Origin of the sequence: Pseudoalteromonas sp. PB2-1 (genome assembly GCF_045040605.1) — a bacterium.
GTDB classification, from domain to species: Bacteria; Pseudomonadota; Gammaproteobacteria; order Enterobacterales; family Alteromonadaceae; genus Pseudoalteromonas; species Pseudoalteromonas arabiensis.
Map to the genome: position 1 here is coordinate 1,094,553 of NZ_CP090667.1, position 24,149 is coordinate 1,118,701.

24 protein-coding genes are annotated in these 24,149 nt (G+C 39.7%); 13 read left to right on the forward strand and 11 right to left on the reverse strand.

Going from position 1 to position 24,149, the window contains the following annotated elements; genetic code table 11:
* The first annotated feature begins 151 nt into the window (after positions 1–151).
* The 5 genes from L0Z67_RS05045 (at position 152) to L0Z67_RS05065 (ending at position 7,374) form a co-directional block, all read left to right on the forward strand.
* The gene (locus L0Z67_RS05045; RefSeq protein WP_405128533.1) at positions 152–1,141 is read left to right on the forward strand and encodes a Kelch repeat-containing protein; all 990 of its coding nucleotides are present in this window, start codon (positions 152–154) and stop codon (positions 1,139–1,141) included.
* 214 nt (positions 1,142–1,355) lie between these two features.
* Positions 1,356–3,422, forward strand: coding sequence for a catalase (locus tag L0Z67_RS05050; RefSeq protein ID WP_405128534.1), 2,067 nt, complete (start codon positions 1,356–1,358; stop codon positions 3,420–3,422).
* Between the two features lie 68 nt (positions 3,423–3,490).
* A complete protein-coding gene (locus tag L0Z67_RS05055) occupies positions 3,491–4,468 on the forward strand; it encodes a DNA topoisomerase IB (RefSeq protein ID WP_405128535.1) in 978 nt (325 codons plus the stop codon).
* A gap of 139 nt (positions 4,469–4,607) precedes the next feature.
* Positions 4,608–5,609, forward strand: a complete 1,002-nt coding sequence (locus tag L0Z67_RS05060; protein ID WP_405128536.1) for a family 43 glycosylhydrolase — start codon at positions 4,608–4,610, stop codon at positions 5,607–5,609.
* A 178-nt stretch (positions 5,610–5,787) separates the two neighbouring features.
* Positions 5,788–7,374: an RICIN domain-containing protein gene (locus L0Z67_RS05065; protein ID WP_193988503.1), complete on the forward strand. Its 1,587-nt coding sequence runs from the start codon at positions 5,788–5,790 to the stop codon at positions 7,372–7,374.
* Positions 7,375–7,427: 53 nt separating this feature from the next.
* Here the strand turns inward: L0Z67_RS05065 and L0Z67_RS05070 are convergent, their stop codons facing one another.
* From L0Z67_RS05070 to L0Z67_RS05080, 3 genes are all read right to left on the reverse strand, one after another.
* Positions 7,428–8,576: a hypothetical protein gene (locus L0Z67_RS05070; protein WP_237114986.1), complete on the reverse strand. Its 1,149-nt coding sequence runs from the start codon at positions 8,574–8,576 to the stop codon at positions 7,428–7,430.
* A 164-nt stretch (positions 8,577–8,740) separates the two neighbouring features.
* Positions 8,741–9,505 carry a helix-turn-helix domain-containing protein gene (locus L0Z67_RS05075; protein ID WP_193988505.1) on the reverse strand — a complete coding sequence of 255 codons (765 nt, stop codon included), beginning with the start codon at positions 9,503–9,505 and terminating at the stop codon, positions 8,741–8,743.
* Entirely contained in the window at positions 9,498–9,944 is a 447-nt protein-coding gene (locus tag L0Z67_RS05080) for a carboxymuconolactone decarboxylase family protein (RefSeq protein WP_405128537.1), read from the reverse strand. Before L0Z67_RS05080 ends, L0Z67_RS05075 begins: the two co-directional genes overlap by 8 nt.
* 165 nt (positions 9,945–10,109) lie before the next feature.
* On the opposite strand from L0Z67_RS05080, the gene L0Z67_RS05085 reads away from it, so the two are divergent.
* Positions 10,110–10,358, forward strand: coding sequence for a hypothetical protein (locus L0Z67_RS05085; protein WP_237114988.1), 249 nt, complete (start codon positions 10,110–10,112; stop codon positions 10,356–10,358).
* 94 nt (positions 10,359–10,452) lie between these two features.
* Positions 10,453–10,686: a hypothetical protein gene (locus L0Z67_RS05090; protein WP_193988508.1), complete on the forward strand. Its 234-nt coding sequence runs from the start codon at positions 10,453–10,455 to the stop codon at positions 10,684–10,686.
* 296 nt (positions 10,687–10,982) lie between these two features.
* Here L0Z67_RS05090 and L0Z67_RS05095 read toward each other — a convergent pair whose 3' ends face one another.
* Complete coding sequence (locus L0Z67_RS05095) at positions 10,983–11,627, reverse strand: tellurite resistance TerB family protein (protein ID WP_062570415.1); 645 nt, start codon at positions 11,625–11,627, stop codon at positions 10,983–10,985.
* Between the two features lie 360 nt (positions 11,628–11,987).
* Here L0Z67_RS05095 and corA point away from each other — a divergent pair, with 360 nt between their 5' ends.
* Positions 11,988–12,944, forward strand: coding sequence for a magnesium/cobalt transporter CorA (gene corA, locus L0Z67_RS05100; protein ID WP_405128538.1), 957 nt, complete (start codon positions 11,988–11,990; stop codon positions 12,942–12,944).
* A gap of 52 nt (positions 12,945–12,996) precedes the next feature.
* Here the strand turns inward: corA and dps are convergent, their stop codons facing one another.
* The 4 genes from dps to L0Z67_RS05120 all read right to left on the reverse strand — a co-directional run bounded on the left by dps (position 12,997) and on the right by L0Z67_RS05120 (position 16,156).
* Entirely contained in the window at positions 12,997–13,515 is a 519-nt protein-coding gene (gene dps, locus L0Z67_RS05105; protein ID WP_062570417.1) for a DNA starvation/stationary phase protection protein Dps, read from the reverse strand.
* 250 nt (positions 13,516–13,765) lie between these two features.
* On the reverse strand, positions 13,766–14,185 hold the full coding sequence (locus tag L0Z67_RS05110) for an HPP family protein (RefSeq protein ID WP_062570418.1): 420 nt from the start codon (positions 14,183–14,185) through the stop codon (positions 13,766–13,768).
* Between the two features lie 139 nt (positions 14,186–14,324).
* Entirely contained in the window at positions 14,325–15,461 is a 1,137-nt protein-coding gene (locus L0Z67_RS05115; protein ID WP_405128539.1) for a GGDEF domain-containing protein, read from the reverse strand.
* A gap of 104 nt (positions 15,462–15,565) precedes the next feature.
* The gene (locus tag L0Z67_RS05120; RefSeq protein ID WP_405128540.1) at positions 15,566–16,156 is read right to left on the reverse strand and encodes a LysE family translocator; all 591 of its coding nucleotides are present in this window, start codon (positions 16,154–16,156) and stop codon (positions 15,566–15,568) included.
* A 99-nt stretch (positions 16,157–16,255) separates the two neighbouring features.
* On the opposite strand from L0Z67_RS05120, the gene L0Z67_RS05125 reads away from it, so the two are divergent.
* Positions 16,256–16,705: an Lrp/AsnC family transcriptional regulator gene (locus L0Z67_RS05125; RefSeq protein ID WP_237127697.1), complete on the forward strand. Its 450-nt coding sequence runs from the start codon at positions 16,256–16,258 to the stop codon at positions 16,703–16,705.
* Positions 16,706–16,859: 154 nt separating this feature from the next.
* A complete protein-coding gene (locus L0Z67_RS05130; RefSeq protein WP_083515354.1) occupies positions 16,860–18,164 on the forward strand; it encodes a GGDEF domain-containing protein in 1,305 nt (434 codons plus the stop codon).
* A 16-nt stretch (positions 18,165–18,180) separates the two neighbouring features.
* Here the strand turns inward: L0Z67_RS05130 and L0Z67_RS05135 are convergent, their stop codons facing one another.
* Both L0Z67_RS05135 and L0Z67_RS05140 read right to left on the reverse strand, forming a co-directional pair.
* Positions 18,181–18,816, reverse strand: a complete 636-nt coding sequence (locus tag L0Z67_RS05135; RefSeq protein WP_405128541.1) for a response regulator — start codon at positions 18,814–18,816, stop codon at positions 18,181–18,183.
* A gap of 4 nt (positions 18,817–18,820) precedes the next feature.
* Complete coding sequence (locus L0Z67_RS05140) at positions 18,821–19,984, reverse strand: sensor histidine kinase (protein WP_062570424.1); 1,164 nt, start codon at positions 19,982–19,984, stop codon at positions 18,821–18,823.
* Between the two features lie 133 nt (positions 19,985–20,117).
* Between L0Z67_RS05140 and L0Z67_RS05145 the strand changes: the two genes are divergently transcribed.
* The 3 genes from L0Z67_RS05145 (at position 20,118) to L0Z67_RS05155 (ending at position 23,086) form a co-directional block, all read left to right on the forward strand.
* The gene (locus L0Z67_RS05145) at positions 20,118–20,936 is read left to right on the forward strand and encodes a MipA/OmpV family protein (RefSeq protein ID WP_062570425.1); all 819 of its coding nucleotides are present in this window, start codon (positions 20,118–20,120) and stop codon (positions 20,934–20,936) included.
* A gap of 9 nt (positions 20,937–20,945) precedes the next feature.
* Positions 20,946–21,599, forward strand: coding sequence for a hypothetical protein (locus tag L0Z67_RS05150; RefSeq protein WP_237114992.1), 654 nt, complete (start codon positions 20,946–20,948; stop codon positions 21,597–21,599).
* Positions 21,600–21,718: 119 nt separating this feature from the next.
* On the forward strand, positions 21,719–23,086 hold the full coding sequence (locus L0Z67_RS05155) for an alkaline phosphatase PhoX (RefSeq protein WP_405128542.1): 1,368 nt from the start codon (positions 21,719–21,721) through the stop codon (positions 23,084–23,086).
* 17 nt (positions 23,087–23,103) lie between these two features.
* Here the strand turns inward: L0Z67_RS05155 and L0Z67_RS05160 are convergent, their stop codons facing one another.
* Positions 23,104–24,048 (reverse strand): alpha/beta fold hydrolase, encoded by a 945-nt coding sequence (locus L0Z67_RS05160; RefSeq protein ID WP_405128543.1) that lies wholly within the window; start codon positions 24,046–24,048, stop codon positions 23,104–23,106.
* Positions 24,049–24,149 lie beyond the last annotated feature (101 nt).

Below are 24,149 nucleotides of genomic sequence, written 5' to 3' on the forward strand. Positions count from 1 at the left end.
TTAAATAAAATAACGCTAAATGTTTTGTTATAATATATCAATTTCGTATCATTTAGAAATAGCTATACCTGATCTCGTTAGACTATTTGGCAGTGTACTTATAGGTACAGCTCACTTAAGCTTTATAATCGACTGCTTAATAAGGATTTGTATGCGCTTAACCAAACTGTTTTTAACGCTTTTTATTACTTGTTTGCCTTACACTTTATCGGCAAGTGAGGAGTTCGCACCTGAGCTTCCTGAGGCTATACAAGAAATTTACCCCACAGTAATGAATAAGCAAATTTGGGTTGCTGGCGGTATCTCTACTGAGCTGCCAGCATCAACGGGTAAAATGACGGAAAAAGTGCACTTTTGGTCACCTGATTATGCAACTTGGCAATCAGCTCCAAGCTTGCCTGAAGGACGCCACCACACCTATTTAATTGCAGTAGAAAACAAATTATTTGCCTTTGGTGGTTTTGTTAATACCCAAGGTCAGTGGACCAATAGCCGTGATGTATTAATGCTAGGTAAGGGCGCCAAAGCATGGCAAAAGGTGGCGCGTTTACCTTTTGCGTTAAGTGAAACAGTAGGTGCAGTGCTTAATGGAAAGTTGCATTTAGTGGGTGGCCGCAGTCCAAGTAATGAACAAAATGGGCAGTGGCAACATAGTTTAGATAAAGCAGAACACCTTGTGTTCAACCCAAATAACTATGAGTTTGCTAAAGCAGCACCGTTACCATTTGCACGTAATAGTGCGGCAAGTGTGCAGGTGAATGGCCGCTGGTTTGTGCTTGGCGGCAGAACCGTTGGTGGCGAACCTTTAAAAGATGTACTTGAATACGTGCCAGAGCAAGATCAGTGGCTAACTCATCCGGCCCTGCCAAAAGGTAGGGCAGGGCACGCTGCGGCAGCAATCGACAACATGATCTACATTTTTGGAGGGGAGCATAATCAAGCTGTCGATAGTGAAATCTTTAAATATGATGTACTTAAAAAGCAATGGCATAAAGTGACCACGTGGTTAGCCCCTCGCCATGGATTGGGTGCTGTTACTTTAAATAATCAAATTTGGCTAATAGGCGGCGCAAAGGCTGTCGGATTATCACAAACAACCAATGAACTAACATCTGCGCATGAGCTATTAAATAAGCGCTAATACAAAAATGTAAGATTCTGATTTGGTTTTAACACATTAAAACCAAATCAGAAAAGATTACAAACGTTATGTAACCTATTTACTTTATGTTGTAACGCTTTTTATTAACTTATTGTTTGTAAGGCTATTTTTTATTGGTCTCTTTTTTGCTCACTAGTTTTTCACGTGTACCCACGTGATGTTATATAAACCAGTAAATAAGAAAGGGAAACTCATGGCAGAGTCATTTAAATATTCAGGTCAAAAAGGGCATGGTGGCGAGCTTCACCAAACTGCGAACAATCAACATCCTACCATGACAACAGCACAAGGTTGTCCTGTTAGTGATAATCAAAACTCCTTAACAGCAGGCAAGCGCGGCCCAACATTAATGGAAGATCACGTCTTTCGTGAAAAGATGTTTCATTTTGATCATGAACGTATTCCAGAGCGAGTTGTGCACGCAAGAGGCTATGGTGCACATGGTTACTTTGAAACATACGATACACTTGAGGATCTTACGTGCGCGGATATTTTTCAGCGCAAGGGAGAAAAAACACCTGTTTTCACACGTTTTTCGACTGTGGCAGGTAGCAAAGGTTCACCCGATTTAGCACGAGATGTGCGTGGATTTGCAGTAAAATTTTATACCAAAGAAGGTAATTGGGATTTAGTCGGCAATAATATCCCTGTTTTTTTTATTCAAGACGCAATGAAATTTCCAGATTTGATCCACAGCGCCAAAGCTGAGCCTGATCGTGGTTTTCCGCAAGCACAAACGGCGCATGATAACTTTTGGGATTTTATTAGTTTATCGCCTGAGTCTATGCACATGGTTATGTGGGCAATGTCAGACAGAGCCATTCCACGGTCATTACGTTTTATGGAAGGCTTTGGTGTGCATACATTTAAGTTTGTTAATGCAAAGGGTGAGCAGAAGTACGTTAAATTTCACTGGAAACCAAAAGCAGGAATGCAGTCTGTGGTGTGGAATGAAGCATTAAAACTTAATGGTGCAGATCCTGACTTTCATCGTCGCGATATGTGGGAATCAATTCAAAATGGCGACTTTCCAGAATGGGAGCTAGGTGTACAAGTATTTGACCAAGCTTTTGCAGATGAGTTTGAATTTGATGTTTTTGATGCTACAAAACTTATACCTGAAGAACAGGTGCCAGTAAAAATTATTGGCCGTATGGTGCTCGATAGAGTTGTCGATAACTTTTTTGCAGAGACAGAGCAAGTTGCTTTTTGTACTCAAAACATAGTGCCAGGTATTGATTTTACCCCTGATCCACTATTGCAAGGTCGTAACTTTTCCTACTTGGATACGCAAACTAAACGGTTAGGCGGGCCAAACTTTACTCATATTCCTGTTAATGCACCTAAATGCCCAATGCATCACTTTCATCAAGATGGTCATATGGCGATGCATAATCCTAAAGGGCGAGTAAATTACGAACCCAACTCGTGGCAAGGTGATGAAAACAACCCTCGCGCATGCCCTGCACATGGTTTCAAAAGTACAGACGAAGACACACAAGGTGGCAAGCTGAGATACCGCTCAGAAACCTTTAGCGACCATTACAGCCAAGCAAGGCAGTTTTATTTAAGCCAAACTCAAGTAGAACAATCACATATTCAAGATGCGCTGGTTTTTGAGCTTTCAAAAGTTGAGCATTTAGCGATAAGGGAGCGTGTCGTGTCTCATTTACTTAATATTGATAGCGAATTAGCTAAATTAGTGGCCTCTGGCTTGGGCTTACAAACAATGCCAGAACCTGCCGAAGCTGCACTTGAAACACGCCAAGACCTTCCAGTGTCTGATGCCCTGAGCATTCAAAAAAGTGCGCTAAATACATTCAAAGGGCGTAAGCTGGGTATTCTTGTGAGTGATGGCTTTGATGCTCAGCTATTTGATTCATTGCGTTGTGCGCTTAAAGAGCAAGGTGCAAATTTTGAAGTTATTGCTGCTCAAGTGGGTGGCGCGAAAAGCTCGATTGGTGAGCATCTAAGTGCCGATCAAGTTATTAATGGTGGCCCTTCGGTTTTATATGATGCGGTGGCGCTACTGACAACAAAAGAAGGGGCCGAAAAACTGAGTCATATTCCTGAGGCAAAAGACTTTGTTTCAGATGCGTTTTCGCATAATAAATTTATTGGTTATAGCAAGGATTCAGTTGAGCTGCTAAAAGCGGTTGGGCTTGCTGAAAACCAAGATGATGGCGTCATTGATTTAGGCACCTGTCAGGTAGATGAGTTTTTGAATAGATTAAAAAATCTTCGCTATTGGAAACGATAGAAGCACACCTCAAGGCGGGCTTAGCTCGCCTCGAAAGGCTGTATTACTTAAGGTAGTAAGGAAATGTAATGAAACTGATTTATGTTGATGATAATTTGCCAGGAATTACTCGAAAACGACATTCAAAATGCTGGCTTTACTACGACCCCGCTGGCAAACGAATTACAGCAAAAAAAGAAATTAAGCGTTTAAATGCGCTGGCATTCCCCCCTGCATACAAAGATGTTTGGCTTTGTCCTGAAGAAAATGGGCATATTTTAGCAACAGGGTATGATACAAAAGGCAGAAAACAATATCTTTATCATCCAGATTTTAGAGAGCAGCAGGAGCTAAAAAAGTTCGAGGCCTGTGAGCTTTTTGGCACCAAACTTCCTTTATTGCGAGCTAAATTATCTGAATACTTACAAGGTAATGAGCTGGATTATCAACGAACATTAGCTGCGGTTGTCCGGTTAATGGACTTAGGTTCATTACGTGTAGGCTCTAAACGAAACGCGAAAAAAAATAACAGTTTTGGTGCAACAACGTTACGTAATCGCCATGCCAAATTAACGGGTAAAAATATTCGCTTAGAATATAAAGCTAAATCTGGCAAAGTGAGAGAGGTTAATCTTACAGATCGTGTTTTAAGCAGCATTATTAAAGAGTTGCAAGATTTACCAGGGCAAAATCTATTTCAATATAAAGAAGGTGGGGAATGTATTCCCGTGACCTCCCGTGAGGTTAATCAGTTTATTCAGCAAGTGATGGGAGAGGAGTTTAGTGCTAAACACTTTAGAACATGGCGCGCCAGTGTTTTAGCATTCGAAGCTTTTTATAATGCTAAGAAAAAGCTCCCTTTGTGCGATATGCTAGAAACGGTATCGAGCCATTTGGGTAACACACCAACGATAGCCCGTAATTCTTATGTTCATCCTGCGCTGATTGATTTATGTAAAGAAAGTGAAGCCACACAGGTACGTACAAGACAACAACTTAAGTTACCGCGTAAAACAAAATACTTGAGCCGATATGAACGTGGCTTACTACTTTTTTTAGCACAGTAACAGCTGTCTAATTGATGACGATTAGATCAACCACTCGATTTACATTTATGCTCACTGTCTGATAAAAATGATGTTATATTTGTGTTCTTAGCTAAAAGTAATAAAATAATACAAATTAAATTTACGACCAGGTTTAAACATGACATTACAAACAAACAGCCCGTTAGTCGAACAGCGGGCCGACCCGTTTGTGCATAAGCACAGCGATGGTTTTTATTATTTTACAGGTTCTGTACCAACGTATGATCGCATTGAACTGCGTAAATCTGCGACATTAGAAGGCTTAAAAGACGCTGAGACCTTTGATATTTGGTTTAAGCATGACAATGGCCCAATGAGTCGCCATATTTGGGCACCTGAAATTCATTATCTGGATGGTAAATGGTACATCTACTTTGCAGCCAGCCAAGAAGACGATATATGGGCATTACGCCCGTATGTATTGGAATGTAAAGGCCAAGATCCATTAAATGATGAATGGGTTGAGCTGGGTATGATGCAAGCGGCTGAGGATGATGAAAAGTCGTTCACAGACTTCTCACTGGATGCGACGATTTTTGAGAACAATGGCAAACGTTATTTCTGTTGGGCAGAGAAAACCGGCGGCCAATTTGCTGCATCAAACCTGTATTTAGCTGAGATGGAATCACCAATTAAGTTAAAAACAGCACAATTTATGCTAACTACGCCTGATTACGATTGGGAGCGTGTGGACTTTTGGGTAAACGAAGGCCCTGCGGTACTTAAAAATAACGGCAAAATCTTTATCGCTTTTTCTGCCAGCGCAACAGGTGCATGTTACTGCATGGGCTATATGGAAGCAGATGAAAACAGCGATTTACTTGATCGAAATTCGTGGACTAAAACACGCATGCCAGTGCTTGAAACAAGTGTTGAAAAGAAAATTTTCGGCCCTGGTCATAACTGTTTTACCGTTGCTGAAGATGGCGAAACACCATTATGTATTTACCATGCCCGTGACTATGAGCATGCCGTCGGTGAGCCAAGTGTGGTGCCAAAAACGGATACACGTCCACTTGAGGAAATTGTAAAAGATCCGCTTTACGATCCAAACCGACATGCCCGCATAATGGAAGTAAAATATGACGAAAATGGCCGACCATTATTCGAATTGTATTAATTAATGTTAGCTTCAATTCAGGCCACCTCTAGGTGGCTTTTTTATTTCTGTATCCTGTTTTGTTTTCTTAAAGTTAAATTTGTTTACATAAAATAAACAAAACACTTTATTTTGGGAACGAATGGTTTAGACTTTACCTCTTAAGTATTTTTATATTACAAATTTGAGAGGGATAGTTTTGAAAACAATAAACGTCATTAAACAAATTGGCTTGGCTAGTCTATTTCTGAGCTGTTTACCAGTACAAGCGGAAAATTGCACTGCAATGCCTGAATCAGGTCAGTTGTATTCTGTTATTAACCGTGGGTCTGGCTTAGCGTTAGATATTAATACAAGTGATACAAGTGCAGCGCCTAATGTCATAACTTATGACTATTGGGGAGGAAATAATCAAAAGTTTCAGTTTATTAAAGAAAGCGATGGATATTGGATTATCCGATCTAAGTACAATAATAAGGTGTTAGATGTACTTGATTCATCGCAGTCAAATGGTGCTAATATTATCGTTTATGATGATTGGCAAGGAGCCAATCAACGTTGGCAACTTAAAGCATCGTCATCAGGTGGTTTTAATATAACGAATAAGTTAACCAATAAATCATTGACTGTTGCAGGCTCAAACAATGCGGCTAATGTGTATCAAAATGATGACGCAGGTATAAGCTCTCAAAGGTGGTTTATAAACCCTGTCGATACAACGTGTGGTAGTGACGGAGGCACTCAGCCAACACCAAGTGATTTAGTTGGTTTTGCTGCACAACCAGGTCAAGATGGCCTAACGACAACAATCGGTGGCGGTAATGCAACACCTGTTAGGGTTACAAGCTGCAGTGCTTTAAGTGACGCTTTAAGCTCGCCTTCTGCTAAAGTGATCCACATACCTGATAATACGACGATTAACTGTCTCACTAACAATAGAACGGTGCAAGCATGTCCTTTAGATTGTGGCCAATGGAATGATTACGGTAAAACATGGTACCGAGTGCCTGTAGGGAATCAAAGCTGTAGTGAGCTGGGCAGCTCTTCCAATTCACCAGTTAATGTAACACGTAATGAGCGCCGTATTATTGTAAAGTCCAACAAAACGTTACTAGGCTTAGGTAAAAACTCAAAAATTGTTGGTGCTAGCTTAGTTATTAGCAAGCAACGTAATATTATTATTAAAAATGTCATGCTGGAAAATATTAACCCTGCACTCGTCGAAGCGGGCGATGGCATTTCAATTGATGATAGTAGCCATATTTGGGTCGATCATATGGCCTTTAATAAGATAAGTGACGGTTATATCGATATTGATAATAGTCAGAATGTGACCCTCAGTTGGAATCGTTTCTATGGTTATAACACCCAAGTTTGCGCTAATCAGCATTGGTACACGCATTTATTCAAAAACTCGCAAGTAACAGCACATCATAACTTTTGGGATACTGCAGCAGGGCGTAATCCAAAAATAGATGGTTACAACTCACGGGTTCATATGTTTAATAATTACTGGAAAAACATTACTTATTTTGCAATTAGTGCCAGTGATGGTGCAGAAGTATTAGTCGAGAATAACTATTTTGAAAACTCAGCAAAGCCACATTGGAATCAAGGCTCGGGTTACTTCAGTGCATCAGGAAACATTTACACAGGGCGCTCAGCGACAGATCAATACCGTGATAATGGTGCAACAGTGTTTAGTGATGTGCAGCTTTACCCGTATAGATTAGAGAGTGCAAATACTTTGGGGAGCCAAGTAGATGGAGGAACGGGCCCGCAATAGGTTATAGGTTTTATTGCTCAGCGAATGCATTAAACACTCGCTGAGCTAGTTAACTAGAGTGCTACAAGGCTGTGTTCGAGCATAGCTTTGATTTGTTTAACGATTTTTGCTTCTGTCTCTGGCTCAAATTGCGCAATACGAGGGGTATGAATATGCCCTGTTGGAATATCTGAGTTAAGTTCATCACGTAGGCGAATACTACGGTACGAAATTTCGTTTGATAAGTAACCACCGCCACCACCTTTTACTGCGATGGCACCTTCAAGTTCTTTGAGTGATGTTGGCTCAAAAGCCTTTTCAAGTGTAACGACCTTGTGATTATCGTTAATTGGGAAGGGGCCTTTCGCTTTTTGCATTTGCTCTACGGGTAGGCTAAACGTCACAAACTCATTACCTGGTAAGGGACGGTTATGCAAGCTTGATATTTTTGGGTTAGTTTCTGTTCCACCATAAACAATATTGGCGTTATCGGGTGCCGTTACGCTGCGACGTTTACCAGGGAAGCGTTCTAAGTCAAAGTCTTTACTACCCATACTGATGGTAGCAATCATATCTACGTTGTTTAGTGCATAATACGGTGCAAGTAATGATTCGATAATACCTTGATCAAAGTCTTCATAGCGCACAGGCACCATCACTGTGTTGATCTCCGCAGTAATACCCTGATAGCTAATTACTTGCCCGTCGAGTAATAATGCGGCCACGCCAGATGGATTACTTTGGTTGATATTTCTATCAAGTAAAAAAGGATCAAAGCCGGTAATTAATATACGTTTGTCGGTTTTTTTACTGAAATCAAGGTCGGTACGACCACGGCTACCATTTTCTAGCATGGTTAACAGCGCAGCTTGCTCGCTGTCAGTGATTGCAAACTGGGGCTTGCTGGTACGAATAACTTTACTTGAAAGTAAGCGTGCCCAATAAAGTTCACGGTCGTCGTAGCTGTTGGTTTTTTTGATCCGTGCTTTTGCATCACGCCATAATTGTTTTGAGTAGTCATCAATAAGATCACTTGCTTGCTGGTAGCTTGTGGTTGCTTGCCAAGCATTTTTAAAATGACTTATGTCATCACTGTAAGCGTTTAAGACCTTTGGCATTGCCTTTGTCGCTTTTTCAATACGCAGTTCTTCAACGGTTAAATTGGCTGCAAATGCCGTAAATGAGAAAGCGATTAAGCTGGTGGCAAGTAAAACTTTTTTCATGATTATCCTATTGTGTAACAGCAAGTTTTTAGGCTTTTGTTAACTATCCTATGGATAAAAGCTGATCGCAAATAAAATCGCCCGTTGGCAAGTAAGTTCATGCTATTTAAGTGAGTTCGATAATCGATATAGAACTTTTATTTGATGAATTTAATATACCGATTTCAACGCATAATGAGTTTGGTTTTTTTAGTATGCGTGTTATTCAATAGTTTCCGGTATCTTGCTGGTGTAATATGCATTATCGCTTTGAATTCTTTAATGAAATGCGGCTGGTCAGTAAAGCCACACTGTTGAGCAATATCTGCAAAGCCCATCGTCGGGTTATCTTTTATTGTTTGTTTGGCCATTTTTACGCGGTAAATTCGTTCAAAATACTTAGGTGTAACGCCACACTGGCTTTTTATTTGCCGTTCAAGCTGCCTCTTACTTAATGGAGCCAGTTGATAAGCGGTTTGCAGTGGCGTTAACTCAATCAGTTTACTAATTAATTGCTTTGCATATGTGTGACCAATACTAGGTTGGTAGTTAAAATGCGTGCTTATGAGCGCCTCAAAAGCCTGCAGATTGGCGTTTTTTTGAAGGCCTTTGGCAATAGCCATTAATGATTGCTCACAAATAAGTGGGTGGTTGTGGTGTTTGAACTCAGCTAAAACAGTTGGGTTAAAGCGAATACCACAAAATTGTGCATTTTCTGAAAATGTGATCTTTGCTGCGTGAGTAGACGTTTCTTGAAATGCATAAGGTGGAGAAAGCGCTTTATCATCAAGTAAAAGCGCCCCTGCAAGAGGAAAAATTACCCCAGTCGCACCATCGCAAGCAAGCCATTGCTCACCGTGTGAATGCGCCGTCGCATACCAGATAGCTTGAATATAATTAGCGATGTCACCCTCAGGTGTTTTTAGTTCTAAAGTTAAATGGTTACTCATTAAACTCAACGTCAGGTTTAAACATTTTCACAATGCGGTTCCAGCTGTTGATTGCGTTAATAGCAATCGTCAGTGCAACTAACCCCTGTTCAGAAAATGTATCACTAAGAGATTGATAGAAAGTATCATCAATAGGTTGGGCAAGTGTCAACTTTTCGCATAATTTTAAAGCCATACGTTCTTGTTTTGTATAAATTGGCATGTCTTGCCATGCACTTAAACCAATAATACGGTTGGTCGTTTCACCGTATTCCCTTGCTTGTTTGGTATGCATTGCAATGCAAAAAGCACATTGATTTATTTGTGATACTCTTAGTTTAATCAGCTCCCATATTGTTAGACCAAAACTTGTTTCAACCGCTTTTTTAATTAATTGTTCTTGCTCAACAAGGTGTTTGATTAATGCAGGTTGAAGGTTGTAATAGTCACCACGTTTCATCGTAAGTTAGCCTTTTAAAATTAAATGAGAATTCAGTTTAGGCCGATTGCAAAGTTGAGGATTGCAAAAAAACGACGTTTATATGGGGAAATTCGGTTTACCTAGTTCGCACCAAAATTTTAATCCTGTTATGCTAGGCCGATTAGCAATCACTGAGTATTTAAGATGATTAACGATAATGATGTAATCGAAACTTTAGACGAATTAGAAACGTTTTTGCGCCTTGTTGAAAATGGTGGCTTGGGGCTAGAAAATGTTGCGGGTGTTGCGCTTGCTACAAATAACAGTGATGGTCGTCCATTTGTCGCTGTGCTGGATGATAATCATCAGCTTTTATTAGGACGTTATGTGAGTAGTGACGTTTATGAAAATGGTAAAGATATGGTGAGATACGGCACTAAAAAACCGCATTAAGTACTATTTTGTACCTAAAAAATTTTATTTTAGGGCTGCAATATAATAGTATGTTCTTAATAAACACTGAATCAATATAAAAAAAGGGAAGTCTATGAAATTTTTAAGTGTTATTTTATTAGCCGTTTTAATGAGTGGCTGTGCAAGTTCAAGCGACGAGCAAGCAAGCAATGATGGCTTAATTTGTAAAAGGGAAAAACCAACCGGCAGTAACATACCAACACGTGTATGCCGTACTCCTGAGCAAATTGCTGCGATGGAAAAGGAAAGTAAAGAAGGTATTCGTGATATCCAGCGAAACAGTACAAATACAGTAAGAATGAATTAGTACAAGTACTAAACGACTTTACATTATAAAAATGGCCGCACTCATTAAAAGTGCGGCTATTTTGTTTATATCTTTGCGTGGATACTCATCGCAATACTGCGCCTTAGTTTAGGCTTGTTGTGTGGTTAATCAACTGACGCTTTAAAGTTGTCAAATTGCCAATGCACTGCTGTGCCATCGTTGTCGGTTGGTGTGTGACCAATACTGCCGACTTCGAGTTGACGGAGAGTACCTGGCTATTTTAGGATTGCTTAGCGTGCTCCAGTTACTAAGGAGCACAGTCGATTGTCAAAGCCTTACTGAGAGAGTTGTTGGTGGATGTTATCAACCAGTTCATTTGGAATACATAACTGATTTGCTAACGCTTCTAAATAATGTTTAGAGATACTCTGGTTTAAGTCGATGGCACTGGCACTTGCAACATACACTTCAATACCCATTTGAGCGTTAGGTACAGCATTAATAAGCGCTGATAGTTGCATGGGTTTTCTTAGCTCATCGAATAACATCGCTTTTTCTTGTGCACTCAGTTCTAGGGTATCGACTTGTGCAAAAATCTTTTGTCTCTCTGTGTCGTCAATATGGCCATCTGCATAGGCGGCAGCGATCATTGCTCGCATTAATAAGAGTTGCCCGTCGGTGTGGTTATCATCAATGACTTCATTAAATGACTGCTCTGGCATTGCTGCTGGAGTAAAGTCAAAAGTGCGAGAAGAAGTAGCTTGAGCTGTTGTTGGTTTTTGCTCTGAATATTGCTTATATGCTTTCCAAGCAAGGCCACCAATGGCAGCAAGCGCACCATACTTTACTACTTTTTTCCCCGTTTTCTTGCTTTTGCTTCCCATTAAGCTTGTTAGTCCACTACCAGCCACACCACCTAGCAAGCCACTGAGCGCACCCGATTTATTTAAATTACCTACTAGTTTTTGCAAGTCTTTCATTATTATCTCCTTATCATCTACTACTGAGAGTAGAGTTTTTAGAAACAAAATTAAATAAGTATTATGTTACCAAGCATGATAGAGCGCATTTTGTTGGCATTTTCCGATCTAGCCAATTCAAATAAAAGTAAGCCTGTGGTTAGTTTTGTGCCTTTATAAACTTCTGCTAGGTTTGTAGTTGGCATTAGAAAGGTTAAACAGTACTTCTCGTTTTTTGGTGAGTTGAATAAGTGCAATTCGTACTGCTGATGGTTATCAAGCTTTGGAGAAAGAGCAATGCATTTATTTTGCTAAAAAGGTGTATTTAGCTTGATAGTTGCTGGTACTATTTTGTCACTTAGGTAAAAAAGAGTGGGGCATATGTTAAGATTTTTTTCAATCAACCAAGGTGTAATAACACAAATCGAACCAGCCCCCGATACGCCATTAGCCACATCCATTAAAAATGCCCATTGGATTGACACGATTAACCCAACAGGCGAAGAGCGTCGCGCCCTCGCGAGTACCCTAAATATTACTTTGCCTGCGGCTGATGATGTTGAAGAAATTGAAGCGTCGTCGCGTTGCTTTATTGATCATGAAGGGCTTCATGTACATGCTCTGTTTATGTCGCCAAATGAAGGACGTTTTAATACGGTGACAGTTGCGTGTTTACTGCAAGATAATTGTTTATTGACGATTCGTGATGATGAATTAGCTGATTTTCGTTTATTAAGACTCCGTGCTCGTAAAGGGCAAGTGGCGTGTGATAACCCTAAACAATTACTCGTAACTTTATTTGATCAAAAAGTCGAAAATCATGCGGATATGCTTGAAGACATGCACCATCAGCTAGAAAATCTCAGTGCTTATGTACTTGAAGAGGATGGCTCAGACTTAGAGCAAGCGGTAAGTCGGATTGCACGGCTTGAGGACAACAACGGTAAAGTACGCTTATGCTTGATGGATACTCGCCGCAATATTTCGTTTTTACTGCGTTACCTTGGCGCACCTACTGAAGACCGTGAGTCACTTCGCGAGATTGTACTTGATATCGATACCCTGATGTCTCACTGTACTTTTTTGTTTGATAAAGTTAATTTCTTGATGGATTCAACTCAGGGTTTTATCAATATTGAGCAAAACCAAATCATTAAAACTTTCTCGATTGCATCGGTGGTTTTTTTGCCTCCCACAGTGGTTGCAAGTATTTACGGTATGAATTTTAATAGCATGCCAGAGCTTGCGTGGGCTTGGGGCTACCCATTTGCTATTGCCATTATGCTACTGTCCGGCTTCGCGCCTTATTTATTTTTTAAACATAAAGGTTGGCTGTAAAGGCATAAAAAAGCCCAGCGCTAGCTGGGCAAGGGGTCTTCGGATAGAAGTGTTAACCTTTTAATTCGCCTGTAGACGATTCGATATGTGCACGAACAAACCATTGGAACTGTTCAAGCTCTGCAAGTTGGCCTGTGATCATATCCTCAGAAACAGGGTCTAATTCAGCAAGTTGCTCAAGCGCCTTACGGTGATCTTTATTGACGCCGTTATAAACTTTATCAAGAGCAGTTAAGTGATCAGATACTAGCCCTTTGCCTAGTGAGTAATCTTTCCACTCGCGGCGATCAACGATTGACTGTGGTGTGCCAACCGGAACACCGCCCATAGTTGCAATACGCTCGGCAATAGTGTCGGTCATTTCTTGAACGGCACTTACTTGTGGATCAAGCATTTCATGCACACCGATAAAGTTTGGACCGACAACATTCCAGTGGATATGCTTAAGAGTAAGATGTAAATCGATTAAAGCGACCATGCGCTTGTCTAAAATAGCAATTGTATCGGCTGCTGATTCGTTATTAACGCCTGGGGCCGTGAATTCAGCGACTTTTGATGATGTATTACTCATTACTCCTCCGAGATTCTCTAAAATTGTATTTCCATAAAGCTTTTAAGTTACTTAGTCGTTACTTAAAAAGCGAAGTTATTAGAGTAGAAGCAATCGTTATGCCGATATCTGAAATTTTTTAAGTTGATGATTTTTAATGTTTTATTTTTGTTTTTGTTTTCAGGGCGCTCAACAAGATACTGAATGAATATGAAAAGTCTGCACACTCTATGTAAAAAATTCAGTGTGCAGAAGCTAGGAACATAAATCGTTAAGAGAGCAGGGCCGCTGCTAAACGAACAAAGTCAGAAGAAGTTAAAATACCAACTAAGTTATTATCATCATCGACAACGGGCATACAGCCGTGTCGATTTTCAACAAAAAACTTTGCTACTTCATGCAATGGTTGATTAGGTGAAATACTTGTGAAATCAGTGGCCATAATATCTTGCACTTTAGTTTGCTTTTCTTTTCGTTCAAGTGCACTGGCACTGAAGTTAGCCATAATACTCATTACTTGAGCGATCATGATCTTTTGAGTCAGCATGCCAACTAAACCACCATGCTCATTAATGACAGGAATGTGTCGAATATTTTTTTCTTTCATTAAGTTATGAGCATCATGCAATGAGTTTGCTGCGGTGATAGCCAGCGGATCGGGCGTCATCAAGTCTGAAACAAGGTGTGTCATGGTAAAGTCCTAGTAATTTAATCATGTTGGTATCAGTGTAGCCTGAATATGATTGAGTGCACTTCACCTAGATCAAAGTTTATGATTAATTACTTAATTTTTTTAATGATTAGGAATTAAAATTAAACTGTTCAAATGATTAAAATGTGGTTTCAATTCGGTTGCGACCATTGTTTTTAGCCGAATAGAGGGCTTTATCTGCTCGGTTAATTAAGTCGTCAAATGTGTCTGCTTGTTGCCAATGAGTAAGGCCAAAGCTGGCTGTGAATGAAATGATTTGTTGTTTATATTCAATTTGACTTGTTTCTATGGTCTGGCGAAGCTTTTCAAGTTTTTGGTAGGCTTGCTCTGGGGATTTTTCGATACTGAGAATGAGAAATTCCTCGCCCCCTAAACGGCAGCATAGATCTTCTCGGTGTAGGTGACGTTGTAAAAGCTCTGCTAACACTTCCAGCACTAGGTCTCCTGCTTCATGCCCGTAGTTATCATTTATGCTTTTAAAAAAGTCGATGTCTAAAGCGCTTGCATAAAGGAAAGTCGCATGCTGATTAGTCAATAACTGCCGTTTGTCTAAAACATACTGAAGACCTCGACGGTTATATAAATTTGTGAGTGGATCCTTGAGTGATAGTTCAGCATAGCGCCGTTTTTCATCGATTAGAAGGGTGGTGATAAGCCCAAGCCCTGTCATGACAAATACCGTGGCATGAGCAACCACGGTTAATGAGTAAAGTGTCAGTAGGTTATGTGAATGAGTGATAATAGTTAACTGAGTAATAGGCACTAAAAGTAAAATACATTGTGCTGCTAAGAGCACAGTATTACCTATATTGCTCTTGTATAGTGCTCGGGTAAAAGTAAAGTAAATAAGGGCAGGTAACGCGGTTAGAGTAAAACATGCCTCTACTAAAGCAAGTTGGTTAATACTGTTTGTAAATAATACGCAAACTGAAAAAATAGCACCGTGGCCAATCATTAATCGATTAAAGCGGCACTTTTCATCGTGGTTATAAATCGAGAGCTGAAGTAGTACCATTGACAGAATATAAATAATAACACTGGGCCGAAAATCACTGGGAAGCCCGAAAATATTTTGTATCCACAGCCAAGCAAAGCCAGCAACACCTAGATAGAAAAATAAGTTAAAGAAGACAATTGACTTACTTTTAAAACGGCTAATCATTAATCCGGTTGCAATGACCGAGCAGGTTATTACAGTGATCAGCAAAAAAACAAAGAAGCCGTGATAAAAATAACTTTCGAGGTTTATAGCCATAACTCACATAGAAAAACGAGCAATAGTTAAAAGCTTAGCATAGAAAGATTTTTACACTAAAATCTACTCTGTTGTTGTGCTGGCCTTTTTGTGCTGCGACAAGTTCAAAATAAGCTAAACAATACAGAAACGATTAATAGCCCTGCCATAATGTGATTAAATCCTTTTAATCGTACTGGATTTCTGAGGTAGTGTTGAAGCTTTTGTCCGAGCAAGGTCCAAGAGCACACGCATGGTAAGTTAACGACGCCAAAAACGATACTAACAATAAAAACAGAGAGTAGATTTTTATCAGGTGCGTAAAGACCAATAGCACTTAGTGCCATTGCCCACGCTTTTGGATTAACCCATTGAAATAATGCAGCTTGGGTAAAAGTAAAGGGCTCACTCTTGTTATTAGAGGCTTGTTGCCCATTGCTAGTGGCAATCTTAAACGCAAGATAGAACAGGTAAGCAACACAAAATACTTTGAGAATCAGGTAGCTTGATGGAAAAAAGTCAAACACTTGCATAACACCTAGTCCAACAAGTATTAGCATTAACATGAATCCAAGTGTTACGCCAAGTAAGTGTGGCATTGTTCTACGAAAACCAAAATTCGCGCCAGAGCTCATTAACATCAAATTATTAGGACCAGGTGTAATTGATGAAACTAAGGCAAATAGCGCCAGTGCAGTAAGGATCTCAAAAGTCATTATCACTTCTCCATATTTTTAGAAATGCAATGATAGCTTGATGTTGATGCAATTTTATCGCTTAATGTTGTTTTCATGGTTAATTTGAAGCAATAATGAATGAAAAAAGACAATATAAATAACAGAATATTGCATGAGCTAAAGCGCAATGGCCGTATGGCTAATGCTGAGCTTGCAGAGAAAGTTGGATTATCACCATCAGCCTGCCTACGAAGAGTACAGGAACTTGAACGCTCAGGCGTTATTTCAGGTTATCGGGCTGTTATTAATAACCAAGCAGTGGGTCTAGGGTTTATAGCCTATGTGGGGGTTGGCCTGAATGAGCACTCAACACGATCGCAGCTAGCATTTGAGCAAGCCCTTGAATTTATTGCTGAGGTTAAAGAGTGCCATAACGTGACGGGTTCGTACGAATATTTGCTAAGAGTCGAAACAACAGACCTTAAAGCCTATAAATCGTTTCACGCTGATGTACTGGGCTCAATCCCTCAGGTGAGAACAATTACTTCACATGTGGTTATGGATTCGCCAAAAGATGAACGAGCTTAATAGGTTAAAATGATTACTATTGTTATTTTATAAAGTTATTTAGTTTTAGTTTTTTCATATAAATAAAAAATGAATCTCAAATTAATATAAATAACAGAAATACAAATAATAACATTACCTCTGTTAAGCTAAAGTTAATTCTTGTGTTGACAGAATGTCCCGATTAAAGACGTATACCATTAAATATAATAATATTTATGGTGCTTATGTTCTGATGTTGGTAGTTGGACTAATAATTTTTGTTGGTTTATTATCCACGCCTAAAATTTCACATGCAGGGACAATAATAAGAATGGATCTTCACACATTGCTCATTTGCACCGCCCTAGTAAGCTTTATTATGATGCTTACAATGGCAGCGCTTTTCATCGTTAGTCGTAATGAAAAATACTTGCTTGATTGGCTTGTTTGTGGAGTGTTATTTTTTGTATCTAACTTAGTCGGAATTGTTGCGACTCAAGTTTCTCTTTCCTGGATTTTCCATCCTTCTTTTGCTAATGCTTGTTACCTTGGTGCACATGCAGCCTTATTTAGTGGTGTATCACGTTGCTTATATGGTCGCTCCACTTGGGGGTTGGTCGTTATAGTATTTGTGGGTATTTACTTGCTTAATCTGGTTCCTCCTTTGGTTGAGTCTGTTGAGTTAAGAATCGTAGCCTTGTATCCAGTAATTGCGGCGCTTGATATTTCAGCAACTATGGCACTTTGGAAACACCGCAAAGAAGAAGTCGGCAGGGGATATTATTTATTAATAGGTATTTTATTTATATTCGCTGCTCAACTTTTAATACGAGGTTATTTTTTATTGGCGGGTGTAGAAAATTATCCGTGGTTAGATAAAGGTCTTTTATTAGATATTGGTAGTTTGGCTGTTATCGCATTTGTATTTTTATTAACCATTTCATTTTCAGTCGTCGTAACATGGCGAAAAGAGCTAGCCCTTAGAGAATACTCTTTTACTGACCATTTAACAGGTTGGTATAACCGAAAAGCGCTTGAAAAGGTCGCTAGTAATGAAATTAAACGCTGCTCCAGAAATAATTTTCGCCTCGCATTCATCGTGTTTGATATTGATTATTTTAAATCAGTGAATGATAGGTTTGGTCATATACAAGGTGATAAAGCCTTGAAACATGTCACCAAGATAGCAAAGCAACAGTTAAGGGGGTATGATCATAATTTTCGCTTAGGCGGCGAAGAGTTTGCTGTTTTGGTCAGCCACTTAAAGCCTCAAGATGTTGAATTGCTTGCACAACGTATTCGTAAAAAAGTCGCAAGAACACCTTTAAATATTGAAGGTGAAGCAGTGCACTTAACCATTAGTGTGGGTGTTGCGATATCAAAAAATCAAGAAACCTCTTGGGAGGATGTTTTAAAGCGTGCGGATGATGCCCTTTACCGCTCTAAGCATGATGGCCGTAATTTAGTAACGAGCTATGGTGATTTGGCCGAGGCTTAGCACTAGGTAACTCGCTTTAAATTAAACCTAAATCAATCGCTTTTAGAGCGGCTCGTGTTCTATCGCGCACATCTAGCTTTCGTAATATAAACGATACTTGATTACGTATTGTACCTTCTGATTTATATAATGCTTGGGCTATTTCTGAATTTGAGTAGCCCGCAGCAATTAAATTAAGTACCCTCAGCTCACTTTTACTTAACTTATCAGGCAATAAGGTTGGCTCACTGTGAGACTTAATTGGATTGTTAAGTATTCTCTGCGTAATTGCCGGTGAAAGTGCAGAGCCGCCACTAGCCAGTGTTTCGATGGCAGACACTAGTCGTTCTAAATTAATATCCTTTAATGCATAACCTTTTGCACCATAGCGAATACATTCAAGTACTTGCTCACTATCATCGAAAGTTGTAAGCACTAATACTGGGTGAGTGAATTCCTGTTTCTGCATTGTTTTGAGTACGCCAATACCATCTAAAATAGGCATGCGAATATCTAAAAGCACAACATCCACAGCACATTGATTAAGTATTTCTAAAGCAGTGCGACCATTATCTGCTTCAGCGACAACGTGGATGTTGTCTTTTAACGCCAATAAGCTTTTGAGCCCTTCTCTTAGTAAAGTTTGGTCATCAACTAATAGCACATTAATCATAATGTTACGCCAATGTATGTGGGTTAAGTTTATGGGGAAGGGTTGCATTAATAGCAAAGCCGTTATCACAGTGCTTGAACTCAATGGCTCCTTTGACTAGAGCCAGTCGCTCTTGCATACCTTTTAAACCGTTACCTAAATTAAGTTCAGTACTTTTATTGCCATTATCTTTTATATGTAATTGCACAGTTTGATTTTCGAGCCGTAAAGTAACGTTAAGCTCATCGGCATCACTATGCTTTATACTATTTGTTATCGCTTCTTGAATTGCATGAAATAGGGTTTGTGCTAAGAGTGCATCGCTTATTTTGATCGCCGGATCATATTCAAGCATAACATTTAAGCCTGCAACATCACTGCATAAAGAGTGCAGAGATGCGTATAAGTCGATAGTTTGGTTTTCACGCATAGATGACACTGAATCACGCACATCACTGAGTAATAAGCGCGTTATCTGCTGGGCTTTAGCAATATGCTTAGGTGCTTGGACGCTTGCGCAGTGACTCGCTACTTCTAAATGAATACTCAGCCCTGTTAAATGGTGACCAAGGGTGTCATGTAAATCACGGGCTATGCGAATACGCTCATCGCGAGTGGCAGTGTCGTTTAAAAGTGATTGCGTTGCTTTTAATTCACGTAATAAATGCGCGGCTTGCTCTTTCGCTTTACGTTCAGAAATAAGCCGTGTTGCAAAACGATATGCAAAGCTATTGTACAAGGTAAATGCTAGGCCATTTAACAAAACAAACTCTCTATTGAAACCATAATGAAGAACTAACGCCATACAAAAGGGCAAGCATATAAGGAGATAAAGTATTGATTTTCTTGGCTCGTAATCACTGAACTTAACTAAAAAAATGATCAATAAAATAGCGACAAAGCCAATATTAAATAACCACATTAATAGTAATACATTGGTGACAGTGACGTTTAAAATAACAGTTTGATAAACCTTAAAGTGGCGTCTAAAAAACTCAAAGTAAATTAAAAATGCGAAAAAGCTAGTAAATAAACAGCTGATCAATACAACATGCATCGGTGTGTAATCAAGTGGTGGAGGCGTGCTGAGCGACCATGCATGCAAGGTGTAAATAAACACAAATAGCCAAGTGACTGCTGAAAGCAGAAAGTCGCTGCGCTGTACAAAAAGACGTAAAAATTTGTTCATGTCTTTATTCTAATCCGCATTTATCTGTTTATGTATATGACAAATGTCACGTTTAAAGTTGTGACATTTGCAGCATGTTTGCCCATCAGATGAGCGTTATATTGTTATTAAACATCAATATAGGGACATTATCATGACCAAACATGAAATTCTGCGAAATAGTCTATTTTCTTATCCGTTCATCCTTGCTTATTGCTTTGCATCATTATTTATCAATGGTGCTCAAGCAAAAGAGCAAACAGATAAATGGCAAATGGATGTGGGAGCAGGGCAGCTTGCAATCGATACTCCTTGGCATGGCTACGATATACAAACGATGTCGCTTCCATACTTTAATGCGCGTAAAGGTGCGTGGCGTATTGGTCCTAAATACGGCTTAGTGCAATATGCTTTTTTATATGGTGCAGAATTTGAAGCTACCATGGGGCTTAGTTTTCGTGATGAGACCTATGATAGTAGCTTAATTTTTAGTGATGAGTTGTCAGACGATGAGGTATTTACAAATTATAAAGATGGCAAGGGCGAGCTTACTTTTAGAACTCAGTTACAGTACAAACAGTTGTTTTTACGTTTAGCGCAAGATGTTTCTAACCACTCACAGGGACTTACCTTACTTGCGCAGTATCGTCTACCTATTTACGGTAAAGGTTTGGGTTTACAGCTTAGTGCTGATCTTGGTCTCTACTGGCAAGATGAAAAGTACACCCAATACCTCTATGGCATCTCTAAGAAGAACATTGCCCCAGAATACGGTCGATATGCTTATCAAACTCGCTCTGCTATTAATCCATTTACTGCCTTGAATCTTGCTTATATTTATAACGAACATTGGTCCATCCAAGCGACTTACCGAATTGAAACGTTAGACTCAACAATTAAAAAAAGCCCATTAGTTGCAGACAGTGCTAAGCAGCAGTTGGCCGTTTTTGTAAATTATCGTTTTGAAAAGTAAGGGATATAAATGAAACTGTTAAGTACAATTCTTATCTTTTGTTTGCTTGCTGGCTGTAATAGCGCAGAGGATGAGGTATTCAATGAAGATGATTTATATGAGCCTTTTTTCTCGAGTGATTATTATGTGTATAACTTCAGCGAGTACCCAATTGATTTTTATATGATGAATCTAAGAAATAGCACCTCAGCTGACGCAATTTATAAACAGCATAATTATCAACAATCTGTGGATGCATATAATGGTTTTACCAAGCTCAGCTTTAAACGCTCAACCCTTGGTAATGTTGGTTTTGCAGCTTTTTATGATGATGAAATCAAAGCGCAAAGACAGAAATGGATTGCCAATGATACAGAAAATTATTTAATAGTATATGAGGCAAATTCACAGCTAAAACTTGGCTTTTTAGCCCGAACGAACGCTATTGATATTACCGGTGATCCCATGGTTCGACTTGTAAGCTTTGCAGGTGATATGAATTATACCTACAAGCGTGGTACGAGCTTACTCTTAGAGGAAATTGCTACGAGCTACTTGCCTATTACTGATTGTGGCACTGATTTGCAAATTATTGGGTATGAGTATGACTTTTGCAGTTTAGAGAGTCGTGGTTATTTAGTTTTAGTTCTTCCTAATCAGTCGCTTGCGATTATTGAAGAGTAGCTACGACAGTGGTTCATGACATTTTTGTGAATATTGTGATAATGTAACTTTTTGCTGCTTTATTGCTTTATAATGCTTTTTTATTTGTATGATAAAGCTGCTTTCAGCTTGGAGTTAACATGGTTTCACGTCGAGAATTTTTAGTAGGGGCAGGTACTTTAGCTTTTTTAGGGTTGTCTAAAAGTGCCATGGGGAATGTTTCATTCAGTGACCTTAAAGCAACAATTAGTGGTTTTGGTCCATTACTTCCAGATCCTAACAAATTATTAGATTTACCCGCAGGGTTCAGTTATCAAGTTATTTCAAGCCTAGGGGAAAAAATGTCTGATGGATTTACGGTCCCTGATAAAGCCGATGGTATGGGCTGCATCGCACTTGGTAATGACCACGTTGCTTTAGTGCGTAATCATGAGCTAAAGCCAAAAGATTTAGCAAAAGCTGAAGTAAGTATTGCAAACCATAAAACCCCCCTCGCATTCGATACCAACAGTGACGGTGTTGCATTACCAGGTGGAACTAGCCACATCATTTATAACTTAAAAACACACCAAAAAGAGCAAGAGTATTTGTCGTTAGTGGGAACTATTCGGAATTGTTCTGGAGGAATTACCCCATGGGGCACATGGCTAACCTGCGAAGAAACCACCGATACTAAAGCTGATGGATTCAATCAAGATCATGGTTATATTTTTGAAGTACCAGCAAATAGTAAAGGCCTAATTAAACCAGAGCCATTAACAGCAATGGGGCGATTCAACCATGAAGCTGCAGCGGTTGAGCCGCGTACGGGCATTGTTTATTTAACGGAAGACAAAGGCGACAGTGTATTTTATCGTTTTATTCCGAATGAATATGGCAAGCTGCATAAAGGCGGGCAATTACAAGCCATGGTTGTGAAGAATAAACCACAATTCGATAGCCGTAATTGGAATAAAAAAGCCATGGGGTTACATCAAGAATTTGAGGTTGAGTGGGTAAATCTGGATAACCCTGAAAGCCCAAAAGACGACTTACGCCTGCGTGGATATAAACAAGGAGCAGCATTATTTGCCCGTGGTGAAGGTATTCATTGGGGCGATAAAGAGCTGTACTTTTGTTGTACCAACGGCGGTAAAAAACAACTGGGTCAGGTTATGAAATATCAGCCATCAGAGTTTGAAGGCACGGATAAAGAAGGTGAGCGACCTGGTAAAATCTCCTTGTTTGTCGAAAGTAGCAGCAAAACCCTTTATAACTTTGGCGATAACTTAACTGTGTCACCTAATGGCCATTTAATTGTGTGTGAAGACCAATATACCGATGTGGTTGATAATCACTTGCGCGGTGTAACACCACAGGGCCAAGTTTATAATTTTGCTCGTTTAGTTGCGCAAACTGAACTGGCAGGTGCCTGTTTTTCACCAGATGGTAGTACTTTGTTTGTGAATGTTTACTCACCTTCAAAAACACTCGCTATTAGAGGTCCTTGGCATCAATTTAGTGCTTAAGTTATTCGCTCTCATAGTCATTTTTTAAAGTGGCTATGGGCATGCTTTGCTTTAGGTATACTTTTTTGTGACGCTTTATAGGCGTGTTTGCTAATCCATTTGGTTATCTTTTTCATTAAAGCAGGCGGAAAATCATGGCCCATACCAGGCACGACTCTTAATTTGCTGCGCTTTATTAACAGTGCGGTGTTGATACCCGCAGACAGTGGCATAACAGGATCTGCACTGCCATGGATTACTAAAGTAGGGGCTTTAATTTTCTTTAAAAGTTGCTCGCGATAGGGCGTTGCGGCAATGGCTGCAAGCTGACGTTTAAAGCCAGTTTGATTTGTGTAGGCCCGCTCAATATAGCGCTGTGCGTTGGCGTATAAAGCGTTTTCATCTTGTGGGTAGGCTGGACTGCCAATGAGTTGATTTAGCCGAACATTATATTCAATAGCGGCTTGTTTATTGCTGCTGCGAGGTCTTATTTTGGCAAGCTTTACTAGTAGGTTGATATTGGAACTTGAAAACGACAAAGGCGAGCTGCTCGACATAATAGAGGTTAAGCTCAGCACGCGTTTTTTATATTTTGCCGCAGCTATTTGTGCAATCATACCCCCCATAGAAGCCCCCACTAAATGGGCTTTTTTTATGCCTAAAGCGTTCATGAATTGCTTTACATCGCGAGCCATGTCATCTAACGAGTAAGGTAAATTAGCGCGAATAGGAAAGCGCCGACTTAGCCAATGTTTTAGCAAGCTCGGGTTACCAAACTCATCTAGTTTTGATGACAACCCCGCATCACGATTATCAAAACGGATGACCCTAAAACCTTTTTCAACGAGTCCATAATAAAGGCTGTCTGGCCACACCGTGTATTGCGCCCCTAAACCAATGATCAAGATAATAACAGGCGCATGTTTATCGCCTTCATCTTGATAACTAATAGATATGCCGCTGGCTGTAAGGATATGTTCCATAGACTGACAAATAAGCTTACGCAGGTATCATTAGCTTAGTGTGTGAAGTTGGCAGTTTAGTGACAGTAATAAGAATAGAGTCAGTAAGAGAAATAGACAGC

Coding starts and splice junctions, on each gene's coding strand:
- L0Z67_RS05075 (WP_193988505.1), bottom strand. CDS start 9,505: ATGAGTAACCATTTAACTTTAGAACTAAAAACACCTGAGGGTGACATC.
- L0Z67_RS05110 (WP_062570418.1), bottom strand. CDS start 14,185: ATGACACACCTTGTTTCAGACTTGATGACGCCCGATCCGCTGGCTATC.
- L0Z67_RS05155 (WP_405128542.1), top strand. CDS start 21,719: ATGGTTTCACGTCGAGAATTTTTAGTAGGGGCAGGTACTTTAGCTTTT.
- L0Z67_RS05120 (WP_405128540.1), bottom strand. CDS start 16,156: ATGACTTTTGAGATCCTTACTGCACTGGCGCTATTTGCCTTAGTTTCA.
- L0Z67_RS05115 (WP_405128539.1), bottom strand. CDS start 15,461: ATGGCTATAAACCTCGAAAGTTATTTTTATCACGGCTTCTTTGTTTTT.
- L0Z67_RS05095 (WP_062570415.1), bottom strand. CDS start 11,627: ATGAAAGACTTGCAAAAACTAGTAGGTAATTTAAATAAATCGGGTGCG.
- L0Z67_RS05085 (WP_237114988.1), top strand. CDS start 10,110: ATGATTAACGATAATGATGTAATCGAAACTTTAGACGAATTAGAAACG.
- corA (WP_405128538.1), top strand. CDS start 11,988: ATGTTAAGATTTTTTTCAATCAACCAAGGTGTAATAACACAAATCGAA.
- L0Z67_RS05060 (WP_405128536.1), top strand. CDS start 4,608: ATGACATTACAAACAAACAGCCCGTTAGTCGAACAGCGGGCCGACCCG.
- dps (WP_062570417.1), bottom strand. CDS start 13,515: ATGAGTAATACATCATCAAAAGTCGCTGAATTCACGGCCCCAGGCGTT.
- L0Z67_RS05080 (WP_405128537.1), bottom strand. CDS start 9,944: ATGAAACGTGGTGACTATTACAACCTTCAACCTGCATTAATCAAACAC.
- L0Z67_RS05070 (WP_237114986.1), bottom strand. CDS start 8,576: ATGAAAAAAGTTTTACTTGCCACCAGCTTAATCGCTTTCTCATTTACG.
- L0Z67_RS05160 (WP_405128543.1), bottom strand. CDS start 24,048: ATGGAACATATCCTTACAGCCAGCGGCATATCTATTAGTTATCAAGAT.
- L0Z67_RS05125 (WP_237127697.1), top strand. CDS start 16,256: ATGAAAAAAGACAATATAAATAACAGAATATTGCATGAGCTAAAGCGC.
- L0Z67_RS05135 (WP_405128541.1), bottom strand. CDS start 18,816: ATGATTAATGTGCTATTAGTTGATGACCAAACTTTACTAAGAGAAGGG.
- L0Z67_RS05140 (WP_062570424.1), bottom strand. CDS start 19,984: ATGAACAAATTTTTACGTCTTTTTGTACAGCGCAGCGACTTTCTGCTT.
- L0Z67_RS05055 (WP_405128535.1), top strand. CDS start 3,491: ATGAAACTGATTTATGTTGATGATAATTTGCCAGGAATTACTCGAAAA.
- L0Z67_RS05050 (WP_405128534.1), top strand. CDS start 1,356: ATGGCAGAGTCATTTAAATATTCAGGTCAAAAAGGGCATGGTGGCGAG.
- L0Z67_RS05090 (WP_193988508.1), top strand. CDS start 10,453: ATGAAATTTTTAAGTGTTATTTTATTAGCCGTTTTAATGAGTGGCTGT.
- L0Z67_RS05045 (WP_405128533.1), top strand. CDS start 152: ATGCGCTTAACCAAACTGTTTTTAACGCTTTTTATTACTTGTTTGCCT.
- L0Z67_RS05130 (WP_083515354.1), top strand. CDS start 16,860: ATGTCCCGATTAAAGACGTATACCATTAAATATAATAATATTTATGGT.
- L0Z67_RS05145 (WP_062570425.1), top strand. CDS start 20,118: ATGACCAAACATGAAATTCTGCGAAATAGTCTATTTTCTTATCCGTTC.
- L0Z67_RS05150 (WP_237114992.1), top strand. CDS start 20,946: ATGAAACTGTTAAGTACAATTCTTATCTTTTGTTTGCTTGCTGGCTGT.